The organism is Luteimonas sp. 3794 (genome assembly GCF_031456825.1).
Lineage (GTDB): Bacteria > Pseudomonadota > Gammaproteobacteria > Xanthomonadales > Xanthomonadaceae > Luteimonas.
Window position 1 is genome coordinate 21970 of record NZ_JAVDVJ010000004.1, and the last position, 23205, is coordinate 45174.

Consider the following 23205-nt stretch of genomic DNA (forward strand, 5'->3'; position numbering starts at 1 on the left):
CCGCGTCGGCCAACTTCCCCACCTGCATCCGGATCGCATGACCACCAGTGCCCGAGAGGTCGCCGTCGCCGGCGACACGCCCTACACCATCCACATCGGCCCCCATCTGCTCGACGACGGCGCACTGCTGGCGCGCAGCGTCCGCGGACGCGACGCGATGCTGGTCAGCGATGCGCACGTCGCGCCGCTGTATGCCGATCGCGTGACTGCCGCGCTGCAGGCTGCGCGGCCGGACTTGCGGATCCATCGCCATGTGCTGCCGCCGGGCGAGGCCGCAAAGACGCTCGCGCATTTCGCCGAGGTCACGACGGCGCTCGCCGATGCCCGTATGCGCCGCGACGCGACGCTGTTCGCACTCGGCGGCGGGGTGATCGGTGATCTCGCCGGCTTCGCCGCGGCCTGCTGGATGCGCGGCATCGACTGCGTGCAGCTGCCGACCACGCTGCTGGCGATGGTGGATTCCTCGGTCGGCGGCAAGACCGCAGTCGATCTACCGCAGGGCAAGAACCTGGTCGGCGCCTTCCATCCGCCGCGCGCGGTGATCGCCGATACCGCCGTACTGCGCACGCTGCCCGAGCGCGAGCTGCGCGCCGGCCTGGCCGAGGTGGTGAAGTACGGCGCGCTCGGCGACGCGGCCTTCCTCGACTGGCTCGACGCGCACGCCGACGCATTGCTGGCGATGGACGATGCGGCGCTCGGCGAGGCCATCGCGCGCAGCTGCACGCACAAGGCGGCGATCGTCGCGCGCGATCCCTTCGAGCACGGCGAGCGCGCCCTGCTCAATTTCGGCCACACCTTCGGCCACGCGATCGAGACCGAGCAGGGCTACGGCGGCCTCAACCACGGCGAAGCGGTCGCGGTGGGCATGGTGCTGGCGGCGCAGCTGTCGGAAGTACTCGGACTGGCGCCGGCGGCCGACACCGCGCGTCTGCGCGATCTGCTGCAGCGCCTCGGCCTGCCGGTGAAGCTGCCCGGCGGACTCGATCCCGACCGCCTGCTGGCGCACATGCGCCTGGACAAGAAGGCCCAGGCCGACGGCCTGCGCTTCATCGTCTGGGACGGCGTCGGCCGCGCGCGGGTGCTGGCCGGGGTGCCCGAATCCGCAGTGCTGGACGTACTGCGCGGCTGAGTTTCAGGGCGTCTCGCTCGTGCCGCGCCCCGGCTGGCCCATGCCTGGTCCGGCGCCGCCGCCAGCCATGCCGCCGCCCCCACCACCACCACCACCGCCTCCGCCTCCGCGTCCGCCCTGCGCCGCGCCCTTCTTGGCGCCGGCGTCGCCGCGCACCGGCCCCTGATCGGGCACGGCGAGATCCGTGGGCACGGGATCGAGGTCCAGCGCCTGGCGGATGAAGGCGCGCAGCGATACGACCAGCGCCGAGACCCGCACCGGCCGCCGCGCGACCATGTCGCCGGCCGCCTGCGCCGCCAGCCGCACCTGGTCCTCGGTGCCGAGCAGGATCACGTCCGACAAGGCCGCTTCGACCGCGTCCCGGACCCGACGCCGCCGCACCGCGGCATCCGAATCGAAGTCGGTCTCGGGCGTGCCGGCCTGCAGGTCCGTGCCGGTTTCCGCCTCGCGTGCGCTCTGGCGCAGATCGCGCAGATGCCGCGGATCGACGTCGAGTTCGCCGGTAAACGAACCGCCCAGGGTCTTGTACGCGGCGATGAGCGTCTTCAGTCGCTCATTGATCTGCCGGTTCTCGCGCTCGCGCCGGCGTTGCATCCGCTGCATGAACACCAGGCGGATGCCGACCGCGATCAGCGTGAACAGCACCAGCCCGAGCAGGGTCGAGGCCGTGGCGCCCAGGGAGCTGAAATCGAGCATGCGCATCGTCGAACCCGTCGTCGGCAGCGGGAGCGCCATGATACGTGCGCCGCCGCAACGGGACGGGCCGTACAATCGTGCGTCATGCGCCTCTTCCTGCAGCAACACCCCGACGGTCACGAGTCTCCGCGCTTCGTGCAGCTGACCCTGCAGCCCGATCTGCTCGGTGGCTGGGTGCTGTTGCGCGAGACCGGACAGGTCGGCGGCCGCAGCACGTTGCGGCGCGACCAGTTTCTCGACCAGCCCAGCGCGCTCAAGGCGTTCGAAGCCGCACGCGATGCCCAGCTCAAACGCGGCTTCCAGTTGATGTTCGCCCGCGGCAGCGACGCGCCGGCCTGAGCGCGCGACCACCGCCCCACCAGGAATTCCAGTCCCGATGTCCGCCGTCCTGAAGAACGACCGCTTCCTCCGCGCCCTCCGCCGCGAACCCGTCGACCGCACGCCCGTCTGGCTGATGCGCCAGGCCGGCCGCTATCTGCCGGAGTATCGCGCATCGCGCAAGGCCGCCGGCAGCTTTCTGGCGATGGCCAAGAATCCCGATCTCGCCTGCGAAGTCACGCTGCAGCCGCTGGCGCGTTTCGACCTCGATGCCGCGATCCTGTTCTCCGACATCCTGACCATCCCCGATGCGATGGGCCTGGAGCTGTACTTCGTCGAAGGCGAAGGCCCGAAGTTCCGCCACCCGGTGCGCGACGCGGCCAGCATCGCCAAGCTCGGCGTGCCGGACATGGAAACGGAACTGCGCTACGTGATGGACGCGGTGCGGGTGATCCGCCGCGAGCTGGACGGCAAGGTGCCGCTGATTGGCTTCTCCGGCAGCCCGTGGACGCTGGCCTGCTACATGGTCGAAGGCGGCGGCAGCAAGGATTTCGCCCGCATCAAGGCGATGGCGCTCAACGATCCGAAGGCATTGCACGCGCTGCTGTCGGTCAACACCGATGCGGTGATCGCGTATCTGGCCGCGCAGCGCGCCGCCGGCGCGCAGGCGCTGCAGGTGTTCGACACCTGGGGCGGCGTGCTCAGCCCGGCGATGTACCGCGAATTCTCGTTGCCGTACCTCACCCGCATCGCGCAGGAGCTGCCGCGCGGCGACGGCGCGGATCGCACGCCCTTGATCCTGTTCGGCAAGGGCAATGCCGCGTATCTCGACGAGCTCTCGCGCTCGGGCGCCGAAGGTGTCGGCGTCGACTGGCTGATCGAACTGGGCGATGCCGCGCGTCGCACCGAAGGCCGGGTCGCGCTGCAGGGCAATCTCGACCCGACCACGCTGTACGGCTCACCCGACGCGATCCGCACGCAGGTGCGTCACGCCCTCGACAGCTACCGCGACGGCAACGGCGGCTCGCGCGACGGCCATATCTTCAACCTCGGCCACGGCATGTCGCCGGACATGAATCCCGACCACGTGGGCGTGCTGGTCAACGAAGTGCACGCCTACAGCGCACGCTGACCCGCACTGGCTCCGTAGGAGCGCGCTCGCGCGCGAACGGGCTTGCTCGGGACTGCTTCATCGCGCGCAAGCGCGCTCCTACAGGGGATGTGACCGGATGCGCCCTGTATGACCCGGCCGTAGCGTGTCGCGGGGCACGAATGCCGAACGCGTTGGTGCCCTGTTGGACGACCCCCACCCCCGTGGCGCGCGCTGACCCACATCGCGTCCGTAGGAGCGCGCTTGCGCGCGAACGAGGGTTCACGGGAATGCGCTTCGCGCGCGAGCGCGCTCCTACAGGGGATGTGGCGTAGACGTAGGGACCCGCAGGCGTTGCACCCGCCGCGGGCCCGATCGACGCGGAACCGGCATCCGTTCCGGATATCCAGCCCGGCCGACCGCCTCCGATGCCGCGAATGACGCCCACGGGTCGAACCCGGGTGGGCAGATTTTGTCCCGGGATACGGGACAAACGTCTGCGTCGTCAGTCCGGCGGCTGTTTCAGACGCCGTCCGTCGGTGCCGCCAGCCGCTTCTGCACGTCGTCGCGCAGGCGCGCGAGTTCGCCTTCGGCCTCACGGCGCTGCTGCATGCCGTCGCGATGGATGCTGCGGACTTCCTCGACGGTCTGGATCAGCTGTTCGTGCACATGGCGCAGCGTGCCGATGTCGATGACGGCGCGCTGGTTGGCCTTCGCGGTCTCGACCGAGGTCTGACGCAGCAGGTCGGCATTGCTGCGCATCAGTTCGTTGGTCGCGTCGTCGATCGCGTTCGACAGTTCCACCGCATTCTTCTGCTCGCCCAGCGACAGCTGGATCGCGAACTGCCGCTTCCACGACGGAATCGTGATGTTGCGGACGGTGTTGAACTTTTCCACCAGCTGGATCGCATTGGCCTGGATCAGCCGGATCATCGGCAGCGACTGGTCGGCGGCGTGCTGCATCACCAGCAGATCGCCGACACGCTTGTCGAGCAGGCGAACGGCGTTCTCGATGTCGGCGCGGCGGGTGCGCGACTGCGGGTCTTCCGCGCCGGCGAGCGTCGCCTGTTCGGCGGCGAGACGGGCCAGCCGCTCGCGACCGGCGACCACATGCACACCCAGCGCGCGACGCTCCTCGAGCACCACATCGTGCATGCGGTCGAAATCGGTGATCCGCCGGGTCAGCAGATCCTGCTGGCGGCCGACATCGCCCATCAGCCGTTCGATCTGCTGGTTGGTGTTGCTGAAGGTCTGCACCAGCTCGTCGCGACCGGCGCGCATCTTGTCGATCAGGCGTCCGAGCAGCGGCACCTTGGAGCGGCCGGCGAAGCTGCCCAGATCGAGCGAACGCGCGATCCGCACGACTTCGCCCAGCTTCTCGCCGGTCGCGTCGAGATCACTGTTGCGCACCTGGTCGAGCAGCTGGCTGGAGAACGCGGCGGTCTTGCTCGCGGCGTCGCGGCCGAACACGTGCAGGTTGCCGGGGGTGATGTCCTCCAGACTGCGGCCGACGACCTCGATGTCGGCGCGGTCGGCGGGCACCAGGCCCAGCGACTGCAACGCGGCATCGTCGGTCACCGGCGTCGCCGACGGCACGTGCGTGGGATAGGCGGTGTCCTGGGTCATGTGTCGGTCTCCTTGGGCCTGTCGGCGCGATCAGGCGCGCGTCGGGCGAGTGTAGCGGTCATGGCGTCGAGTTCATGGGCGACATCGGCCTCGATGTCGGCAGCGGTCACGGCGTGCGCGGCGCCCTGCGCGGCCTGCTCGCCGGCGGCGCGTTGCCGCCACAGCGGCAGCAGCACGTCGCGGACGTTGCGGTAATGCGCGAGCACGGCCTCGTGCTGCTCGGCGATCAGCTGCAGTTGCCGCGCCGACAGCGCGTGCGTGGCGCGCACCGTGTCGAGGTGCTGGGCGCGGCGCAGCCGCAGATCGTGGTGGGCATCGTCGTCGGCGATCGTCTCGCGCAGCGCGGCAGCGGCCTGGTCGAGACGGTGGAGCGCAGGCGTCGATGCAGCGAGACGTGCGCGATGGGCGGCGATGTCGGCGCGCAGCGCGGCAGCGGCGCGGTCGGCCTCGATCAGCAGCACGCCCATGCGTGCGCCGAGTGTCTCGGCCTCGTGCTGATCGACGACATCGCGACCGGTCAGGCGCGCAAACAGGCCGGCACGCGGCCGCGCACGCGCCGGCAGGACCGCGCGCATCGCGCTGTGCAGATCGCGTAGCCGCGCGACGAGCGCGGCAGCCGGCGCGGCGTCGAGCGTGTCCGCGACATCGACGGCCGCCAGCTCGGCGACGATCGCATCCCCATAGGCCGCGATGCCGGTGGCATCGGCGGGCACGGTGTCGATGGCGTCGTCGCCGGGCGACATCAGTCCGGCGTTCCCGGGCGGGGTTCGGCGGCACCGAGACGATCGAGCGCGGCATCGAGGCGACGTTCGGCCGGCGTGCGTTCGCGTCGGCGGGCGGGCGTGCTGCTGTCGAGCGTCGTGCCGCGCGTGCGCAGCCACTGCGCCAGTTCCGCGAGCGCGGCATTGAGTGCAGCCTGTCCCGCGACCGACTGGCCCAGCTGCGCGAGCAGCGGTCCTGCGGTTTCGCGCAACACCGTCTGCAGTTCGCCTGCGACCGCCTTCGCCGTGTCGTCGGGCCCGGCCACGGGCGCCGCCTCGACAGGCGACGGTGCAGTCGGCGGGCGCAGGGCGTGCAGCGCGGCCAGCAGCTGGTCCCAGGGCGCAGCGCTCGCCGGTGTGTCGCTGCCTTGCCCCATGACCTGCAGGCCGGCGGCGATGTCGGCCAGCTGCGCGACCACGCGCGCGCCGGTGTCGGCGTCTTCGCCGCCCATCGCCTTGTCGCGCATGAAGTCGCGTTTGATCTGCGTCCAGCGCGCGGCTGCCGTCTCGTCGAGTGTGCCGCGCAGCTCGGCCAGCTTGAGCAGGTTCTCTTCGGCGCCGGTGGTCAGCAGTTGCGACTCGCCCATGTAGTGGTCGTCGAGCAACTGTTCGAGCTCAGCGGCATTCATCACCGGCGAGATCTTCTCGGCCAGCTTGTTCATGTTGCGGTAGCTGCCCTGCAGGCGGAACGCCGGCTCGGTGCGGTAACGATCGGCCTGCGCGGCGCTGGCGATGTACTGCTGGTTGACGCGGTAGACGATCTCGCTGACCTGCAACAGTCGCTGCAAGGTCGCGGTGAGTTCGTTGACCTCGGCGCCGCTGTAGGCGTGCGAGAGATCGTTGGTCGAGACCTCCTTGCCGGCGGCGCGTTCGGCCAGCAGATAGAGATCGGCCATGTCGCGCGTCGCCAGTGGCGCGAGCACCGGGTTGGAGGTCAGGCTGTTCTCGATGTAGCTGAGCTTGAACGCATCCTCCATGCCGCCGAGCACGTCGCCGAGGTTGTAGATGTCGGCGCGGTTGGCAAGCATGTCCGGAATCTTGAACACCTCGCCGGACTCGGTGTACGGATTGCCGGCCATGACCACGCAGAACTTCTTGCCGCGCATGTCGTAGGTCCGGGTGCGGCCTTTCCAGACGCCCTCGATGCGGCGCGTGCCGTCGCACAGCGAGATGAACTTCTGCAGGAATTCCGGGTGCGTGTGCTGGATGTCGTCGACATACAGCATCGTGTTGCTGCCCATCTCCAGCGCGAGGTTGAGCTTCTCCAGTTCCTGGCGCGAGGTCGCATCGGGTGCCTGCGCCGGATCGATCGAGCGCACTTCGTGGCCGAGCGCCGGGCCGTTGATCTTCATGAAGACCAGGCCCAGGCGACTGGCGACGTATTCCATCAGCGTCGTCTTGCCGTAGCCCGGCGGGCTGATCAGCATCAGCAGGCCCATCAGGTCGCTGCGCTTGCTCTCGCCGACGGTGCCCATCTGCTTGGCGAGGTTGTCGCCGATCAACGGCAGGTAGACCTCGTTGATCAGCTTGTTGCGCACGAACGAGGTCAACGGCTGGGCCTTGAACTCAGACAGCCGCAGCGCCTCGCGTTCGCGCGCGGCAATGCGCTGGCGCACCGCCTGGTAACGGTGGAAGGCCGGCACGAAATGCAGGCGATGGTCGTCGAAGCGCTGCAGGAAGCCGTCGAGCGACAGGCGCAGGCGCCCCTCGTGCACGCGCGGGTGCTCGCCGAGCAGGCCGTCGACATCGGTGATCAGCGTGACTTCGCGCACCGCGTGCGGCAGCGCGTCGGCGGCGAGCAGCAGCACGATCGCCTCGGGCACGTAACCGGCCAGCGCGGCATGCGTCTCACTGCCGCCGAGCGCGCCGAGCCACTGCGCCGCCAGCGACCAGCGCCGCACCAGCGGGGCGTCCGCATCGCCCAGTGCGCGCTCGACATCCGCGGTCAGGCCCGCGCCGTCCAGTGCCTTGCGCAGCGCTTCACGCAGATCGCGTGCGTAGTGGCTGATGCCGAACGTCGGCGCACCCTCGCGCATTTCCTCGAACAGGTAATCGGCTGCGACCGGCGCGAGCGCGGCATCGAACGGCAGGGTCTGCGCTTCGACGAAGGCCGATACCGCATCGGCAATCTCCGAGCGCAGCGCATCCACGCCGGCATCGGACGCGAACAGCTGGCGGATCGCGCGCGCCCCGGCGCTGCGCTCGGGCCACTGCCCGGCGGCGGTGCCCTCGCGGCCGAAGGCCCAGAACGCCATCGCGAGCGCCCGCGCGGCAGGCGGCTTCGCCAGCGGACCGGCCTTGGCGTGCAGCGGCAGCAGCGCGCGCAGGATCAGCGCCGCGTCATGGTCGTGGATGCCCTTCTCGTAGCCTTCGCGGTAGCGCGGTGCGGCGAACGCGCGGACGCTGCGCTCCAGCACGTCGGGTTCCGACAGTTCACGCTGCAGCCGCTCGAGGTCGAGGCCCTCGAGGCCTTCGACCGCGGCCTGCAACACGAGCCCGGCGAGGTATTCGGCGCGGGCAATGTCCGGTGATTCGGAATCCAGCGTCACCTGCCAGTAGGGGCGCAGCGCTTCGAGTTCGGGATCGTCGATCGGCGCGTAGAAATCTGTGCCGGTCAGATGGATCGACAGGCCATCGCCGCGCGGCAGGATCGTCAGGTCCAGCGGCTGCGTGTTCACGCTGAAACGATGCCGCGGCCCGAGCCGGATCACTTGGCCGCCGCCTTCGAACAGATCGCTGCGGTCGCGCAGGCTGCGCACCGACTGGTCGCGCACGGCCTTCAGCCGCGCTTCGACCTCGTCGGCCTTCACCGTGTCGCGGTAGTCGCGCAGGCGGGTGGCGAGTTCGCGCAGCTTGAGGATCAGTGCGTCGCCGGCGAAGAAGGCATTGAGCTCGTCGGCGGTCTCGAAGCGCTCGGTGCGCCGCGGCAGGCCGTCGAGGATGCGCGCGGCGGCGTCGAACACTGCCTGGGCCTTGCGCTGGCGCGCGTCGAGCAGCGACTGCTTGTGCGATTCGAAGGTCTCGAGCAATTCCTCGCGCTTGGCGAGGATGTCGCCGAGGAACTGCTCGTGTTCGCCGAACTGGCCTTCGATTTCCTCGAGCTGGACCATCAACCGCGACAGCTGCTCGTCGGCGCGTTCGGGATCGGTCGCCAGCGCCAGCGCGCCGGCGATCGCCTGGCTGAACAATGCGAACTGGGCCCCGAACTGCGCCACTGCTTCGGCGGAGCCGAGCGTGCGGCGGCGCTGGTCAGCGCGCGCGCGGGTCTGGTTGAGCCGGGCGTACAGAGCGGAGATCGCATCGACCACGCGCGTCCGCTCGGTCGCATCGTCGACCTTCAGCGTCGCCATCAGTTCCGACAGCATGTCCAGATCGCCGGACAGCGCCTGCATCTCGGCGATCGACGCGGCGAGCGCTTTCGCGGTCGTCGCGGCCTGCGCTTCGGTGTCCAGTACCTGCAACCGTTCCGACACCGGCTGCAGCGCGCGCTCACCGGCGAGGAAGGCGCCGGTCGCCGCGCCGACAGTGTCCTGCGCGGCCTGCAGCGCCTCGCCCATCGCGTCGATGGCGTCGGTATCGACATAGCGCAGCTCGCGGATGGTCAGCAGGTGTCCGCGCTGGCTGGAGATCTCGTTGAGCGCTTCGACGAAATCCTCGATCCGGTTCCAGCCTTCGGGTTGCAGCCGCCCCAGCAGCGCGCGATGCGCGGCTTCGGCCTCGCGCATCGCCGCATCGGACTGGCGGCGGATGCCCTCGACCTTCTCGTACTCGTCGAGCACCGATTCGCCGGTGGCGGCGATCTCGTGCAGCAGCGCACCCGCGCCCTCGCTGTCGGCGTCGTCCAGCCAGTGGTGGGCGTCGAACATGCGACGGGTGTCGTGCACCAGCAGCTGATAGCGCTGCAGCGACACGTCGCGGCCGTCGATCGTGCGCGCCAGGTCGAGCAGGTTCGAGATGCCGCGTACCAGTTCCGGATTGCCGATGCGCCCCATGAACCCGCTGCCCACCGGGGCATGGGCTGCGAATTCGTCGCTGGTGAACGGCGTCTGCCAGACCTGCATCGGATGCACGCGGGTCGGCGCGTCGCCCTCGGCATGGAACAGCACCATGCGGCCGTCGTGCAGCAGGGCGTAGCCGTGGCCGAAGACCGGGTTCTGCAGCGCACGCTGGATGGTGTTGTAGACGAACAGCGCCGACCGCCCTGCGGCGCGGTCGTAGAACACGTACATCACGTCCTCGCCGTTGGGCGAGCGGATGGCGCGCTTGAACTGCATGCCGTCCATCTGCGCGTCGAACGCGCGATGGTCGCCGTTCTGCAGGTAGTAGCCGCCGGGGAAGATGATGCCGTGGTCTTCGGGCAGCTGGACGCAGGCCTGCACAATGGCATCGTTGCGGACGATCTTGCCGGTGATCGTGTTGTAGATCAGTCCACGCCACTGCTGTTCGCGGTAAGGCAGGACTTTCAGCAGGATCAGCGTGCCGACGCGCGCGAAATCGAAAGTGGCATCGTCGATCGACTGGGTGCGGTCCTCGACCGGCTCATCAAAGATGCCGGCGCCGGTTTCGGTGTTGTTCTCGACCTTGACGGTGAGATCGCCGCCGGTGGTGTCGACGAACAGCGTGTCTAGGATATTGAAATGCGGATGGCGGCCATCGACCGCGAGTTCGCGGGTGGCGCGGGTCCATTCGAAATCGAACGGCGGCGGCAGCGCGATGTCGCGCTCACCGCGGGAGTCGACATAGCTCAACTCACCGGTGTTGGCGATCGACCAGCGGAACACGCGCACGTCGGTGCTGCGCTCGCCGATCTGGAACGTTGCCAGCAGGCGGCCTTCGCGGACGATCAGCTGCAGCAGGCGCGCATGCTTGTAGTAGGCGTAGAGCTCGGTGAAATCGTGGACGAATCCCGGCTCCGCCAGGAACGTGTCGGCGGGGTCCACCGGCACCACGTCGTAGCCGCCGTCGGCCTCGACCAGGCGATAGAGGCCGAACACGTCCTCGATCCGGGTCTTGCTCTTGAGCCCGATGTAGACGTTGTAGCCGAACAACACCTGGTCGCCGGGAATCTGCACGACGTCGCGGCCGACGCAGTTGTTCTCGGTGCGGATGCGGAAGCGCCCGACCACCTCCATGCGGCTGTCGCCGAACTCGGCCAGGCGCCGCGTGTTGAGCGATTCGGCGAGCGCGCGCAGGCGCGCGCCCTGTTCCACCAGGCGCCGGCGCAGCACCTCGTAGGCGCCGCCGCGGGCAACGGCCTGGTCGATATGGGCATCTTCGGTGGACGCCGTTGCGGCGTCCTGGGGTTGTTCGGTCATCGGCTCACGATCCGGGCTGGCGCGGGCGTGCCGTCACGGCGACGCCTGCGTTCGAGATGGCGACCTGGGCCGCATGCGGGTTCAGGCGGGATCGCCCTCGACGACGGGTCGCGCCGGCGTGCTGCCGCCGGCCGCTGCCGGCAGGGCCGAGCTCGAGACACCGAGATAGCGCTGCAGCAGGTCCTGCAGGATCGGGCTCTTCTCGGTCAGGCCTTCGATCGAGCGGCCCAGCGAGACCGCCTTGACGACGTTCTCGAACATGCCGCCGTCGCCGCCGATCAGATCGATGTCGGCATTGCGCAGCGCGGTGGCGATGACCTCGGCGTTCTCCTTCGACACTTCCTTGCCGGCCTCGAACGCCGCCAGCGCCTGCTTGAGGCTGGTGTCGAGGGTCATGCGGAATTCCTCGTGGCCGCGCGCGGTGTCGCTGAGCGCGTCGATCGCGCCGAACTTCTTCGTCAGGCCTTCCGCCTCGGCGAAGAGCTTCTTCTCGATCACGCTGGCTTCCGCCAGGCCCAGCGACTCGGTCGCCGTCGCCTTGGCACGGCCCATCTGCTCCTCGCCCTGCGCACGCGCAGCCAGCTGCTCGGCCAGCACTTTCGCCTCGGCCGAGCCCTGCTTGAGGTTGGCATCGGCCATCGCGTCGACGACACGTGCCTCGGCGATGCCGACCTTCTCGATCGCCGACGCACCGGCTTCCTTGACCTGCGCCTCGGCCAGGCCCGGCGCGGCGCGCTCGGCCCGCACGCCCTCGGCCAGCAGCTTCTTGGCCTCGGCCTGCTTGCCGGACGCGTCGAACTCGGCCTGCGCCAGCGTGGTGATCTCGACCGCGCGGTGACGGGCGGCGGTTTCGCGCGCCTCGGCTTCCTTGACCTGGCGCACCATCGATTCCTGGGCCTTGGCTTCGGCATCGAGGATGGTGATCTGCTTCAGGCGATCGGCCTCGGAGACCTCGCGCAGCTCCTTGATGCGTTCTTCCTCGGCCGCGACGGTGCGGTCGATCGAGATGCGCTCGCGAGTGATGTTGGCCACGTCCATGCGGCCCTGCTCGACCACCTTGTCGCGTTCCACACCCTGCAGCTGCACTTCGCGATCGGTCGTGACCTGCTCGAGCTTGCGCGCGCGCTCGACGCGCTCGGCCTCGATGGCGACGGCGCGCTGGCGGTTCTGGGTGGCCACCTCGACCTCGCGCAGGCGGTTCTCCTCGCGGATGTCGATCAGCTGCTGCGCCTCGATGCGCGCGTTCTCCGACATCTGGCGCTGCTCTTCCTGCACCTTCTGCGTTTCCGCGGTCTCGCGCGCCTGGATGGTCTCGATCTCGCGCTTCTGCCGCGCCTCGGCCTCGGCCTGCTGGCGCTCGAGCGCGAGCGTCGCCTCGCGCGTCTCGACGTTCTTCTTGGTGATCGCCAGCCGCTCGTTCTGCTCAAGCTCGTTGGTGACCACGTTCTGGGTCGCGGTGAGCTCGGTGATCTTGCGGATGCCCTCGGCGTCGAGGATGTTGTGCGGATCGAGCACGTGCTTGGGCGTCTGCTCCAGGTAGTCGATCGCGACGTCCTCGAGCACGTAGCCGTTGAGGTCGTTGCCGATGACCGCGATGATCTCCTCGCGGAATTCCTGGCGCTTCTCGAACAGGTCGGTGAACTCGAACTTCTTGCCGACCGTCTTCAGCGCTTCGGAGAACTTGGCGTTGAACAGTTCGTCGACGGCGTGCTTGTCGGACGCGCGATCGGCGCCGAGCGACTTCGCCACGCGCAGCACGTCGGCCTGGGTTTCGTTGACGCGCAGGTAGAACGCGACCGCGATGTCGGCGCGCATATTGTCGCGGCAGATCAGGCCCTCCTTGCCGCGGCGGTCGATCTGCAGCGTGATCAGGCTGATCTTCATCAGCTCGGCGCGGTAGAGCACCGGCACGATCAGCGCGCCGGTGAAATGCACCTTGGGCTGCGCGCTCATGTCATTGACGATCAGCGCGGTGCCCTGGTCGACCTTCTTGTAGAAGGCCTTGAACAGGCCGGCGATGCCCAGCAGGGCGACCAGCAGCACCCCCAGGCCGATCAGGAAGGGGGCGATCGTGGCAACGCTCATTGCAGCTCCTTGCACATAGGACCCGCGGGCGCGGGCCGTGGAATCAAAGGGTTCGGTACTGGGTTTCAGGCAGCACGCGCCAGGCGTGCGCGGCGGCATCGAACGCCACCAGCACGACGCGGTCACCACGATGCAGCTCGACGCCAGCGTCGGCGCGCACCTGCAGGATCAGGCCGGCGCCGCCATCGTCGACATCGGCCATGCCGGCACGCTCCGACACCTGCGCCGTGCGCACCACCGCGACCTGCCCGAGCAGCGACTGCTGCGCCGGCGTGCGCCGCGACAGCAGCCAGCGGCGCAGCGGGCGCAGCACGGCCGAGGCGACGAACACGGCCGCGACGAACGCGACCAACGCGACAACGCTGCCGACCAGCCAGCGCAGCCAGCCGGCGAACTGTCCGAGCACGAACAGCTGCGTGAAATAAGTCAGGAACCAGGCGATGAAGGCGACCAGGGTGACGACCAGCATCAGCGGCAGCCGGTCCAGGCCGATGCGACCGAGCATGCCGGCCAGGCCCGAGGTGTCGCCGAGTTCGACGGCATCGAGGCCGTCGAGATCCAGATCCACGAGGCCGGTGGCCGCAAGCAGCCAGTAGACCGTGCAGAAGGCCAGCACGATGCTGTAGACGAGCGTGGGGTAGCCGAGCGCAATACTCATGAATTCCGTCATGCCCCGTTCCGCTCCCTGTTGCAGCGCGTGGCTGCGTCCGCTCCCTGATCCATCCGTCCTATCATGCCAGCGCCGCATGGCAATGCGCCAACGCGGCAACGGCGCCGATGCGCATCGATGCACGTCGGATCAGCCGCCTTCGCCACGCAATGCGAGCCAGCACAGGGCCACCGTGGTGGCATCGCCGAGTGCGCTGTGGCGACCGAGCACCGGCACACCCAGTGCTTCGGCGATGTGGGCGAAATCGAGATCGGGTGGCACATCCGGACGCGCGCGGCGTGCGCGCGTGGCGTAGGCATCGGCCAGATCCACGCGCGGGTTGGGCAGCGCGAAACCGGTCAGGCCGTGGACGTGCGGGGCCAGCATCGCGAGATCGAAGCGCAGGTTGTAGCCGAGCAGCGCGCGGCTGCCGAGCCACTGCAGGAACGCCGCCACGACCGGCGTGACCGACGCGCCGTCGGCGGCTTCCTCCGGCGTGATGCGATGGTGGCGAATGGACGCGATGTCGAACCCGCGATCGGGACGCACACGCTGCTCGAAGCGTTCCGACAACACCACGCGGCCGTTGCGCACCGGCACTGCGGCGAGGCTCAGGATGTGGTCGCGGCGTGGATCGAGTCCGGTCGTCTCCAGATCCAGACTGACCCACTCATTGGCGGGCGGGCGCTGCAACAGGCCGCCCCAGGCGCCCTCGCCGTGCCGGCGCCGCAACCACCACCGCTGCAGCGGCGTCATGCGCGCTCAGCCCGGCACGTGGAACACGCGCCGCACGTGCTCGCGGAACGCCTTGACCACGTGCAGCGCATCCCGCAGCAGTTCGCGGTCGAGGCGTCGCAGGCCTGCGGTATCGACGTGGTTGTCGGCCACGCGGCCGTCGGCCAGCGCCGCGAGTTGCGCATCCAGTCGCATCCGCTGGAACACGTTGAGGGCCTGCGGCAGATCGCGCTGCAGATCCCCGGGCAAGGCGCCCAGCGCCGCCAGCGCTTCGCAGCGCTCGATGCTGGCGGTGGCGGCGACGCCATGGCGCAACGCCAGACAGCGCAGGCCGTGCACGACCGGGAAGATGCCGCCCTTCTTGAGATCGATGCCCTGCGCATCGCTGCGCATCCGCCCGAAGAACGTCAGCGGTGCACCGAACCCCAGCGCGCCGGCAGCCAAGTGGTGCATCAGGATCTCATCCTGTCCCAGTGTCATCAGCGCGGTCTTGACCGGGGCGAACAAGGCGGCGTTGCCGGCGATCGGTCGTGCATCGAGGGCGATCGACAGATCGAGCGCAGCCTCGCCCCCGTAATGACTGCGCCAGTGCGCGACGCGCGCCTGCCACTGGCGCGCGGTCATGCGCCAGTGCGGGTTGTCGACCATCACTCGGCCGGGGCAAGGTGGGTAGCCGATCGTCGCGAGCGCGGCACTGAAGCGGTCCATCGCGGCGTCGAGTTCCGGCCAGTCGAGATCGTCGGCGAGCACCAGCGCATTGTCCTGGTCGGTCTTGAGCAACTGCTCCCGGCGGCCTTCGCTGCCCATGACCAGCAGGCAGACACGATTGCGATATTCCGCCGGCACGACGTGCTCGAACACCTGCGCCATGACCCGTTCGTTGAGCGCGCTGACCAGGCCCATCAGATACGGCATGCGGGCACCGTGCGCGGCCAGGCTGCGCACCAAGCCGGTCATGCCACTGGCGGCGGCGGTGATCTCGTCCAGGCTGCGCGCCCGGGCCAGACGCAGGCTGATCAGGTGCGAGTGGCTGGCGAAATGCGACAGCACCTCGGCGATGCCCAGCGTGCCGGCGATGCCGCCGTCGCCGGTCCGCACCACGACGCGCTCGATGCGACGCTCGGTCATGCCGATCAGCGCCTGGAACAGCACATCGTGCGCGTCCACGCAGACCAGCGGCCGGTTCGCCAGCGGCCCCACCGGGGCGTCCAGCGGCAACCGCTGCAGGGCGATGGCGTCGAGCAGATCGGTGCGGGTCACGATGCCGGGCTCGGGCATGCCCGACGTGTCGACCAGCAGGCAGTCCACCCCGGCATCGCGCAGTTGCGCAGCGGCGTCGGCGATCGACGTCGTCCCGGTCACATGGACCGCCGGCGCCAGCTGTGCCTCGTCGACACGGGTGAGCATCAGCTCGGCGGACTCGCGCCTGGCATCGCCGGATACCGACAGCTGACCCTTGGTCGCCAGCCCCTCGTTGAAATACGCCGCGAACCGCGAATTGCCGGCGATCAGCGCGCGGAACACCTCGGCCGGGATCAGGAAACACAGGCACTCGCCGGCCGTGCGGTAACGCAGCCGCGCGCGACCGGCCAGCACCGCCCAGGCCCCGAACACGTCGCCCGGGCCGTAGTCGGCGAAGCGTTGCTCGACACCGTCGACATCACGTGCGTACGCATGCACGAGGCCCTTGAGGATCACGTAGACATGCGGCGACGCCTGACCGGCCTCGATGAGCGTGGTGTCGGCAGGATGGAAGCCGATGTCCACGCTGGCCTGCAGACGCGCGCGACCGGGTGCATCGAGCAGGTCGAAGGGCGGGTGGTCGAGATCGAGGCCGGGCACGGTATCCATGCGGGCATTGTGGACCGATCGACGCCCTGCCCGCGCCCGCCGCGATCACTCAAGCCGACGACAAGTCCACCACGACGTCCGGCGCACATGCGAACAGCCGCGTGCCGGGCTCGGGATCGACGCGCCAGCCACCGGCGAAGGCGGTGAACGCCGGCAGCACGCCCGACGTGGCATCGAAGCGGAACGCCGGCAATCGGGGCACGCCGGGCAGCCGGACCACCGGGTGCAGGTGGCCACCGAGCCGGTAGCCCGCGGCCGCGTCGCTGATGTCGGCCGGGTCGTGCACGAACAGGAAGGGTGCGAATGCCAGCGCCGCGCCGTGGACATGGATGCCCAGCTCTCCTGCCAGCCCGGCGCGAGCGCGCAGCGCGCGGTCGTGATTGCCGCTGACGAGTTCCACCGACAGCGCGGCGCGACCGCTGCGCCAGTCGATCCAGGCGTCACGCCAGGGCGCATCGGTCACCGCTGCATGCAGCAGATCGCCGAGCACCAGCAGGCGGGCGGCACGGGTCGAGGCCAGCAGGCCATCGAGTTGCTGCAGGTCATGCGCAGTCCCGCCGCTGGGCAGCGCGATACCGGCGCGACGGAAATGATCGCCCTTGCCCAGATGCAGATCCGCGATCGCGAGCAGCGACCTGCGCGGCCACCACAGCGCGCGCCCGGGAAGCAGCACCAGCGATTCGCCCGCCACCTCGATGACGAGGCTGCCCGGGACCGACGTCTCAACCACGGTTGCGCTTCTCCAGCTGCGCGGCGGCGCGCTGCACGCGCGTGCGCCAGTCCTCGGTGCTGAGCTGGCCGCGCAGCGACTCGGCCCATAGCGGAAACGACATCGGCGTGAATGTCTTCAATGCATGCAGGGACAGGGTGCGCCCGCTGCAATCCTCCAGCGTCTCGCGCAGGCGTACCACTTCCAGCTGCGCGGCGAACACCTCACGCTCGGCCAGCGCCAGCAGCATGTGGTCGGGGTCGTGGCGGCGCAGCACGTCGAACAGCAGCCCGCTGGACGCCTGCAGCTGACGCATCGAACGCGGCGCGCGCCCGGGCAGCGAGGGTGGCAGCAGACCGGAAACGCGCGCGATGTCGCGGAACTGGCGCCGCGCGAGCTCGGCAAGGTTGAGGCTTTCGCGCAGATCCTCGAGCAGTGAATCGGGCGTCAGCAACGCGGCAATGTCGTCGACATCGAGCTCGACATCCTGCGCAGGTGACAGCACCAGTCCGTAGTCGTTGGCCGCGAACGAAAAACTGTTGGGATGCAGTCGCCCCCAGCGCAGCGACCACAACGCGGCGAGACCTTCGTGGACCTGGCGGCCGGCGAAGGGATACAGAAACAGGTGCCACCCACCGCGCACATGGATCCATTCCACCAGCAGGCGGCCGGGTGCGGGCAAGGCCGAGAGGCGCTGCTGAAGATCGAGCAGGCGCCCGATCGACTGCAGCTCCGGCACGTCGCGTGGCGCCTCGAACAGTCGCTCCACTTCGTGCGCCAGCGTGCCCGACAGCGCCATGCGCCCGCCCGACCATTTCGGCACCGTGCCGCTGCCCGACTTCGCCACGCGCACATAGGCGGTCATGTCCTCCAGCCGTACGAGTTCAAGCGTGCGCCCGGCGAACTGGAACCTGTCGCGTGGCCGCAACCGGCCGATGAAACTCTCTTCCACCGAGCCCAGACCGCCGCCGCGCATCAGCTTCACCCGCACCGAGCCGTCGCTGGCGATGGTGCCGATCGACAGGCGATGACGCAGTGCGAGGCGCCGGTCCTCGACGCGATAGATCCCATCATCGCCGCGCATGACGCGGCGGAAGTCCGGATAGTGCGCGAGCGCGGCGCCACCCTGCACGATGAAGTCGAGCACCGCCCGCCAGGCCGTCTCGTCGAGCGCGCGGAAGGCATGTGTATCGCGCACTTCGTCCCGCAATGCATCGGCCTCGAAGCCGCCGCCCAGCGCCAGCGTCACGCAGTGCTGGGCCAGCACATCGAGGCTGAGCACCGGTGGCGACCGCGATTCGATGGTGCCGGCCGCGACCGCGGCGCGCGCGGCGGCGTATTCCACGAGTTCGAGCGCATGCGTGGGCACGCAGACCACGTGCCCCGCCTCGCCGGGACGATGCCGCGCGCGACCGGCACGCTGCAGCAGGCGTGAGACCCCTTTCGGGCTGCCGATCTGCAGCACCTGGTCGACGGCGGGAAAATCCACGCCAAGATCGAGACTGGAGGTCGCGACCACGCAGCGGATACTGCCGGCGCGCAGGCCTTCTTCGGCCGCAGCGCGCAGTTTCGGATCCAGCGAACCGTGGTGCAGCGCCAGGGTTTCCGGCGCTTCCGGCCACACCGCATTCAAGGCGCGATGCCACAGCTCGGCCTGCGAGCGGGTGTTGCAGAACAGCAGGCTCGTGCGCTCGGCCATCAGTCGTTCGAGTACGCGCGGCAATTGCGCCAGGCCCAGATGACCGCCCCACGGGAAGCGTTCGTCTTCGCCCGGCAGCAGGGTGTCGAGCGTGAAGCGCTTCGGCGCAACGCCGGCGACCAGCGGGGCATCGGGCAGATGCGGCAACAGTGCATCGCGCGCCTCGTCCAGATTGCCGAGCGTCGCCGACACGCCCCAGATCCGCAACGCCGGATTCAGACGGCGCAGACGCGCGAGCGCGAGCTGCAGCAGCACGCCGCGCTTGTTGCCGAGCAGTTCGTGCCATTCGTCGACGACCACGCACTGCAACTGCGACAGCTGCGGGGCGGTGTCGGCATAGGACTGCAGCAGCGACAGCGACTCGGGCGTGGTGACCAGCACGTCGGCCTGCCCACTGCGCGCGAGCCGCCGGTCGCGCGCAGTGGCATCGCCGGTGCGCATCGCGACGATCCAGTCCAGACCCAGCGCTGCGATCGGCGCACGCAGCGCGCGGGTCGTATCGACGGCGAGCGCACGCAGCGGCGTGATCCACAGCACCTTGAGGCTGCCGGGCGGACGCGTGGTCGGTCGCTTGCCCGGCGTTGATGGTGCGCTCGGGCTTGGCGCGGAGGCGAGTGCTTCAAGCAGCGGGCCGCCGATCGCAGCCAGGGTCTTGCCACTACCGGTCGGCGTCTGCAGCAGGCCGGACTCGCCGGCGAGGTAGCGCTTCCAGACCTCGCGCTGGAACGGCGCGGCGGTCCAGCCCTGCGCCTCGAACCACGCACGCATCGGCGCATCGGGGCCGCGCAGGCGCTTCAACGCCCCGCCCTGTAGGAGCGCGCTTGCGCGCGATCGAGCTTGCCCGGCAATGCCCGTTCGCGCGCAAGCGCGCTCCTACATTTGAAGTTCACCGCGCCAGCGCCTTCAGCGTTTCAAGCCGGTCGGCCTCGGCCATCGGCTTGTCCTGGCGCCAGCGCAGGATCCGCGGAAAACGCACCGCGATGCCTGACTTGTGTCGCTTCGACACGTTGACGGCTTCGAAGCCCAGCTCGAACACGTGATGCGCCTTCACCGAACGCACCGGTCCGAAGCGTTCCAGCGTGTGGCTGCGGATCCACTTGTCGAGCGCGAGGATCTCGCTGTCGTCGAGACCCGAGTACGCTTTGGCAACCGGCACCAGGGTGTCGCCGTCCCACAGGCCGAAGGTGTAGTCGGTGTAGAGCGTGCTGCGTCGCCCGTGGCCCGCCTGCGCGTAGAGCAGCACCGCGTCGATGGTCAGCGGATCGATTTTCCACTTCCACCAATCGCCGCGTCGCCGGCCGGTCTGGTACGGCGCGTCGGCGCGCTTGAGCATCAGACCTTCGACGCCGCGATCGCGCGCCTCCTCGCGCACTGTCGCGGCCGCCGCCCAGCCCGCAACCTCGACACGCGGCGAGACCACGATGCGCGGATCGCCATGCGCAGCGATCAGGGCCTCGAGCGCCGCACGCCGTTCGTGCTGCGGCCGCGCGCGCCAGTCGTCGCCATCGCGTTCGAGCAGATCGTAGACCTGCAGGCGCACTGGCGTGTCGGCGAGGGTCTTGGGGCCGGGTTTGAGGCGCTGGATACGCGTCTGCAGCGCAGTGAACGGCAGCGGCGCATCGTCGTCGGCGCGCCACGCGAGCAGTTCGCCGTCGAGGACCACGCCGTCGGGCAGCGACAGTGCAGCCGCTTCGATCTCGGGAAAGCGCCCGTCGAGCCGCTCCTCGCCCCGCGACCACAGCGCCACTTCACCGTCGCGGCGCAGCAGCTGCAGGCGGATGCCGTCCCACTTCCATTCCAGCAACCAGTCGTCGATCGGCCCGAGCGCGCGCTCGACCGCTTGGGGATCGTTGGCGAGCGCGATGATATCCGGCGCGATCAGTGGTGCATCGTCTTCGGCTGGCGCGGCTTCCGGCAGTCCCGCCTCGGCACGCAGCGCCGATTCCAGCGGCGAGGCGAGAAAGAATGGATACGGCTGCTGGCGATCGCCGGGCAGTTCCTCGGCCGTCAACAGATCGCGCAGGAACTCGGGCGTCGGCGCCCAGCTGCCGAGCATCCGCTGCGCAAGCCTAGCGATATCGATGCCGGTCAGTTCGGCGAGCGCCTGCTGCACGAGCCGCTGCGACACACCGACGCGCAGCGCGCCGGTCAGCAGCTTGTTGAACAGCAGCCGCTCGTCGAAGCGCAGCGTGCGCCAGGCATTGACGATCACCGCGCGCCGCAATTCGACATCCTGGTTGGCGATCGGCAGCAGGCGCGTCTCGATCCAGTCTGCCAAAGCGATATCGGGCGACGCCTCGACGGGATCGTCGAGCAGCAAGGCCAGCGTCTCGCCCAGATCGCCGACCTGATCGTAGCTGCCGTCGACCAGCCAGTCGGGCGTGCCCGACTCGACCGCGATCCACTCGCGCAGTTCGCGGGTATTGGCGATTTTCTTGCGGGCGCTGGCGACTTTTCCGCCGGACAGCAGGTACAGCGCCCAGGCCGCATCGCGCGGCGGCGCCTCGCGGAAATAGCGGATCAGCGCAGCGCGCTTGTCGAGGGTGGCGGTGCTCTGATCGAGCTCGCGGTAGAGCTGAGCGAAGCGCTTCATGCGCGTGTCTGCCCTGTCGAACTGCCAAGCCCTGTTGGGCTGCGACGCGAGTCTCTCGATCCGTCATTCCCGCGAAGGCGGGACTCGATGGACGTTGACGTCGTGACGCCCGAAGTCGCTGGATGACCCGCCATTCGGTGGCTAAGAAGCGCCCCGCTTTCGCGGGAATGACGGGCCATGGACGTCGCTTCTGCGGCTGCTCTTGCGGTTGCTCTAGTTCTAGCTCTTGCTCTTGCTCTTGCTGTTGTTTTTGCAGTTGCGGTTGCGGTTGCTCTCGCTTTCGATCTATCGAGCCGTAAAGCGAGCCGAGCATCGCAGGGCCGCGAGGCCGGAGAGCAGCCCATGTCTGAGCGCAGCGAGTTTGGGCTGCGTGCCTCGTGGACCGAGAAGCACAGGGAACCGGTGCGGCGTAGCCGTGCCGGATCGCGTCCGGCGAAGACGGTTTTGCTTACTTTTGCCACGACAAAAGTAAGCCGCGCGACAGCGCGGAAGCCCTGTTCTTGATTTAAGCGCTTGTGTACAGCACGCAGACGATCCGTTGAACCCGCGAAGAGAGACGCATAAACAAAAACCACATCAGGTGCACGGCTTTCGCACGCTTCGCGCGCGAGTCCCTTTTTGACGGGCCAAAAAGGAACCAAAAACCCCCTTCGCCGGACGCGAGCCGCCGCGATGCAACCGCGGCGGTTCCCTGCGCTTCTCAGACGACGGGGCACGCAGCCCAAACTCGCTGCGCTCAGACATGGGCTGCTCTTCGACCCCGTCGCCCTGCGACGCTCGGCTCGCTCTACGGCTCGATTTGAAACCAGAAGCGAAGAGCAGAAGCCAGAGCAAAGCCCGAGCCGAGCCGAAGCCGAGCTACAGGCCGTCACTCCTCACCCCCGAAATCCGTCCGTAACGCCTCGGCCGCAACGCCATCCTCATTGAGCGCACGAATGATCGCGTCGGTGTTGCCGTGCGTGGCGATCACCCGCGAGGCGCCGGTTTCGCGCACGGTGCGCATCAGGTCCGGCCAGTCTGCATGGTCGGACACAACGAACCCGCGATCGTAGTTGCGACGGCGCCGGTTGCCGCGGATCTGCATCCAGCCAGACGCGAAGCCCTGCTGCGCACGGCGGAAACGGCGGATCCAGGAACTGCCTGCCGCGGACGGCGGCGCGAGCACCAGCTTGCCGGCGAAGTCGGCGGCCTTGTCGGTATCGGCTACCGGCAGCGTGTCGATCATCGGCACGCCGGCGCGGCGGTAGACGTCGACGCCGTTGGCGACAGCGCCATGCAGCAGCACCGGCGCATCCGTGTGCGCGGCGAGTTCGGCGAGCACGCGCTGAGCCTTGCCGAGCGCGTAGCAGTAAAGAATTGCCGCCTCGCCGCGTTCGGCGCAGTGATCGCGCCAGGCGACGATGTCGCGCGCGACCTCCGACGTTTCGGGCCAGCGATAGACGGGCAGGCCGAACGTGGCCTCGGTAATGAAGGTGTCGCAGCGCACGACCTCGAAGGGATCGCAGGTCGGATCATGCTGGCGCTTGTAGTCGCCCGAGGCGACCCAGACTTCGCCGTCGACCTCCACCCGCACCTGGGCCGACCCCAGCACGTGTCCGGCCGGGTGCAGCGAGACCGTCGCCGCGCCCATCTGGAACGGCGCGCCGTATTCGTGCGCCGCGTAGATCTGCTCGCCAAGCCGCCATTCCAGAATCGGCAGCCCGATGCGGGTGGTGTGATAGGCGCCCATGCCGGTCCGCGCATGATCGCCGTGACCATGCGTGATCACCGCGCGCGCCACCGGCCGCCACGGGTCGATATGGAAATCGCCCGCGGGGCAGTACAGCCCTTCCGGGCGCAGTTGGATCAGATCGTCGGACGCGGCGGACATGGAACGCAGTCTGGTGGCGGGCTTGTGCACGAGGCGCCAAGCCTGCAATCGCTGCGTCGCGCTTGCTGAGACGCCAGAG

General features: G+C 69.0%; 15 protein-coding genes. 3 read left to right on the forward strand and 12 right to left on the reverse strand.

What is annotated here, in order from left to right; all coding sequences use genetic code 11:
* Window positions 1-37: 37 nt before the first annotated feature.
* Window positions 38-1129, forward strand: a complete 1092-nt coding sequence (aroB, locus tag J2X52_RS08050; protein ID WP_310151302.1) for a 3-dehydroquinate synthase — start codon at window positions 38-40, stop codon at window positions 1127-1129.
* 3 nt (window positions 1130-1132) lie between these two features.
* Here the strand turns inward: aroB and J2X52_RS08055 are convergent, their stop codons facing one another.
* Window positions 1133-1831 (reverse strand): hypothetical protein, encoded by a 699-nt coding sequence (locus J2X52_RS08055; protein WP_310151855.1) that lies wholly within the window; start codon window positions 1829-1831, stop codon window positions 1133-1135.
* A 78-nt stretch (window positions 1832-1909) separates the two neighbouring features.
* Here J2X52_RS08055 and J2X52_RS08060 point away from each other — a divergent pair, with 78 nt between their 5' ends.
* Both J2X52_RS08060 and hemE read left to right on the forward strand, forming a co-directional pair.
* The gene (locus tag J2X52_RS08060) at window positions 1910-2164 is read left to right on the forward strand and encodes a WGR domain-containing protein (protein WP_310151304.1); all 255 of its coding nucleotides are present in this window, start codon (window positions 1910-1912) and stop codon (window positions 2162-2164) included.
* Window positions 2165-2201: 37 nt separating this feature from the next.
* On the forward strand, window positions 2202-3275 hold the full coding sequence (gene hemE, locus J2X52_RS08065) for a uroporphyrinogen decarboxylase (protein ID WP_310151307.1): 1074 nt from the start codon (window positions 2202-2204) through the stop codon (window positions 3273-3275).
* 480 nt (window positions 3276-3755) lie between these two features.
* On the opposite strand, the gene J2X52_RS08070 is transcribed toward hemE, so the two are convergent.
* From J2X52_RS08070 to J2X52_RS08120, 11 genes are all read right to left on the reverse strand, one after another.
* Window positions 3756-4859 (reverse strand): toxic anion resistance protein, encoded by a 1104-nt coding sequence (locus J2X52_RS08070; RefSeq protein ID WP_310151309.1) that lies wholly within the window; start codon window positions 4857-4859, stop codon window positions 3756-3758.
* Entirely contained in the window at window positions 4856-5602 is a 747-nt protein-coding gene (locus tag J2X52_RS08075; protein ID WP_310151313.1) for a hypothetical protein, read from the reverse strand. Before J2X52_RS08075 ends, J2X52_RS08070 begins: the two co-directional genes overlap by 4 nt.
* A complete protein-coding gene (locus J2X52_RS08080; protein WP_310151316.1) occupies window positions 5602-10935 on the reverse strand; it encodes a DNA repair ATPase in 5334 nt (1777 codons plus the stop codon). The genes J2X52_RS08075 and J2X52_RS08080 overlap by 1 nt, the downstream gene beginning before the upstream one ends.
* A gap of 81 nt (window positions 10936-11016) precedes the next feature.
* Window positions 11017-13020, reverse strand: coding sequence for a hypothetical protein (locus J2X52_RS08085; protein ID WP_310151318.1), 2004 nt, complete (start codon window positions 13018-13020; stop codon window positions 11017-11019).
* 43 nt (window positions 13021-13063) lie between these two features.
* Window positions 13064-13690, reverse strand: coding sequence for an OB-fold-containig protein (locus J2X52_RS08090; RefSeq protein WP_310151321.1), 627 nt, complete (start codon window positions 13688-13690; stop codon window positions 13064-13066).
* Window positions 13691-13819: 129 nt separating this feature from the next.
* A complete protein-coding gene (locus tag J2X52_RS08095) occupies window positions 13820-14425 on the reverse strand; it encodes an exonuclease domain-containing protein (protein ID WP_310151323.1) in 606 nt (201 codons plus the stop codon).
* A 6-nt stretch (window positions 14426-14431) separates the two neighbouring features.
* Complete coding sequence (locus J2X52_RS08100; RefSeq protein WP_310151326.1) at window positions 14432-16255, reverse strand: DUF294 nucleotidyltransferase-like domain-containing protein; 1824 nt, start codon at window positions 16253-16255, stop codon at window positions 14432-14434.
* A gap of 49 nt (window positions 16256-16304) precedes the next feature.
* Window positions 16305-16985, reverse strand: a complete 681-nt coding sequence (gene pdeM, locus J2X52_RS08105; RefSeq protein ID WP_310151329.1) for a ligase-associated DNA damage response endonuclease PdeM — start codon at window positions 16983-16985, stop codon at window positions 16305-16307.
* Window positions 16978-19431, reverse strand: a complete 2454-nt coding sequence (locus J2X52_RS08110) for a ligase-associated DNA damage response DEXH box helicase (protein WP_310151332.1) — start codon at window positions 19429-19431, stop codon at window positions 16978-16980. The genes pdeM and J2X52_RS08110 overlap by 8 nt, the downstream gene beginning before the upstream one ends.
* A gap of 118 nt (window positions 19432-19549) precedes the next feature.
* Window positions 19550-21256 (reverse strand): cisplatin damage response ATP-dependent DNA ligase, encoded by a 1707-nt coding sequence (locus tag J2X52_RS08115; protein WP_310151334.1) that lies wholly within the window; start codon window positions 21254-21256, stop codon window positions 19550-19552.
* An 868-nt stretch (window positions 21257-22124) separates the two neighbouring features.
* Window positions 22125-23126 (reverse strand): ligase-associated DNA damage response exonuclease, encoded by a 1002-nt coding sequence (locus tag J2X52_RS08120; RefSeq protein WP_310151337.1) that lies wholly within the window; start codon window positions 23124-23126, stop codon window positions 22125-22127.
* Window positions 23127-23205 lie beyond the last annotated feature (79 nt).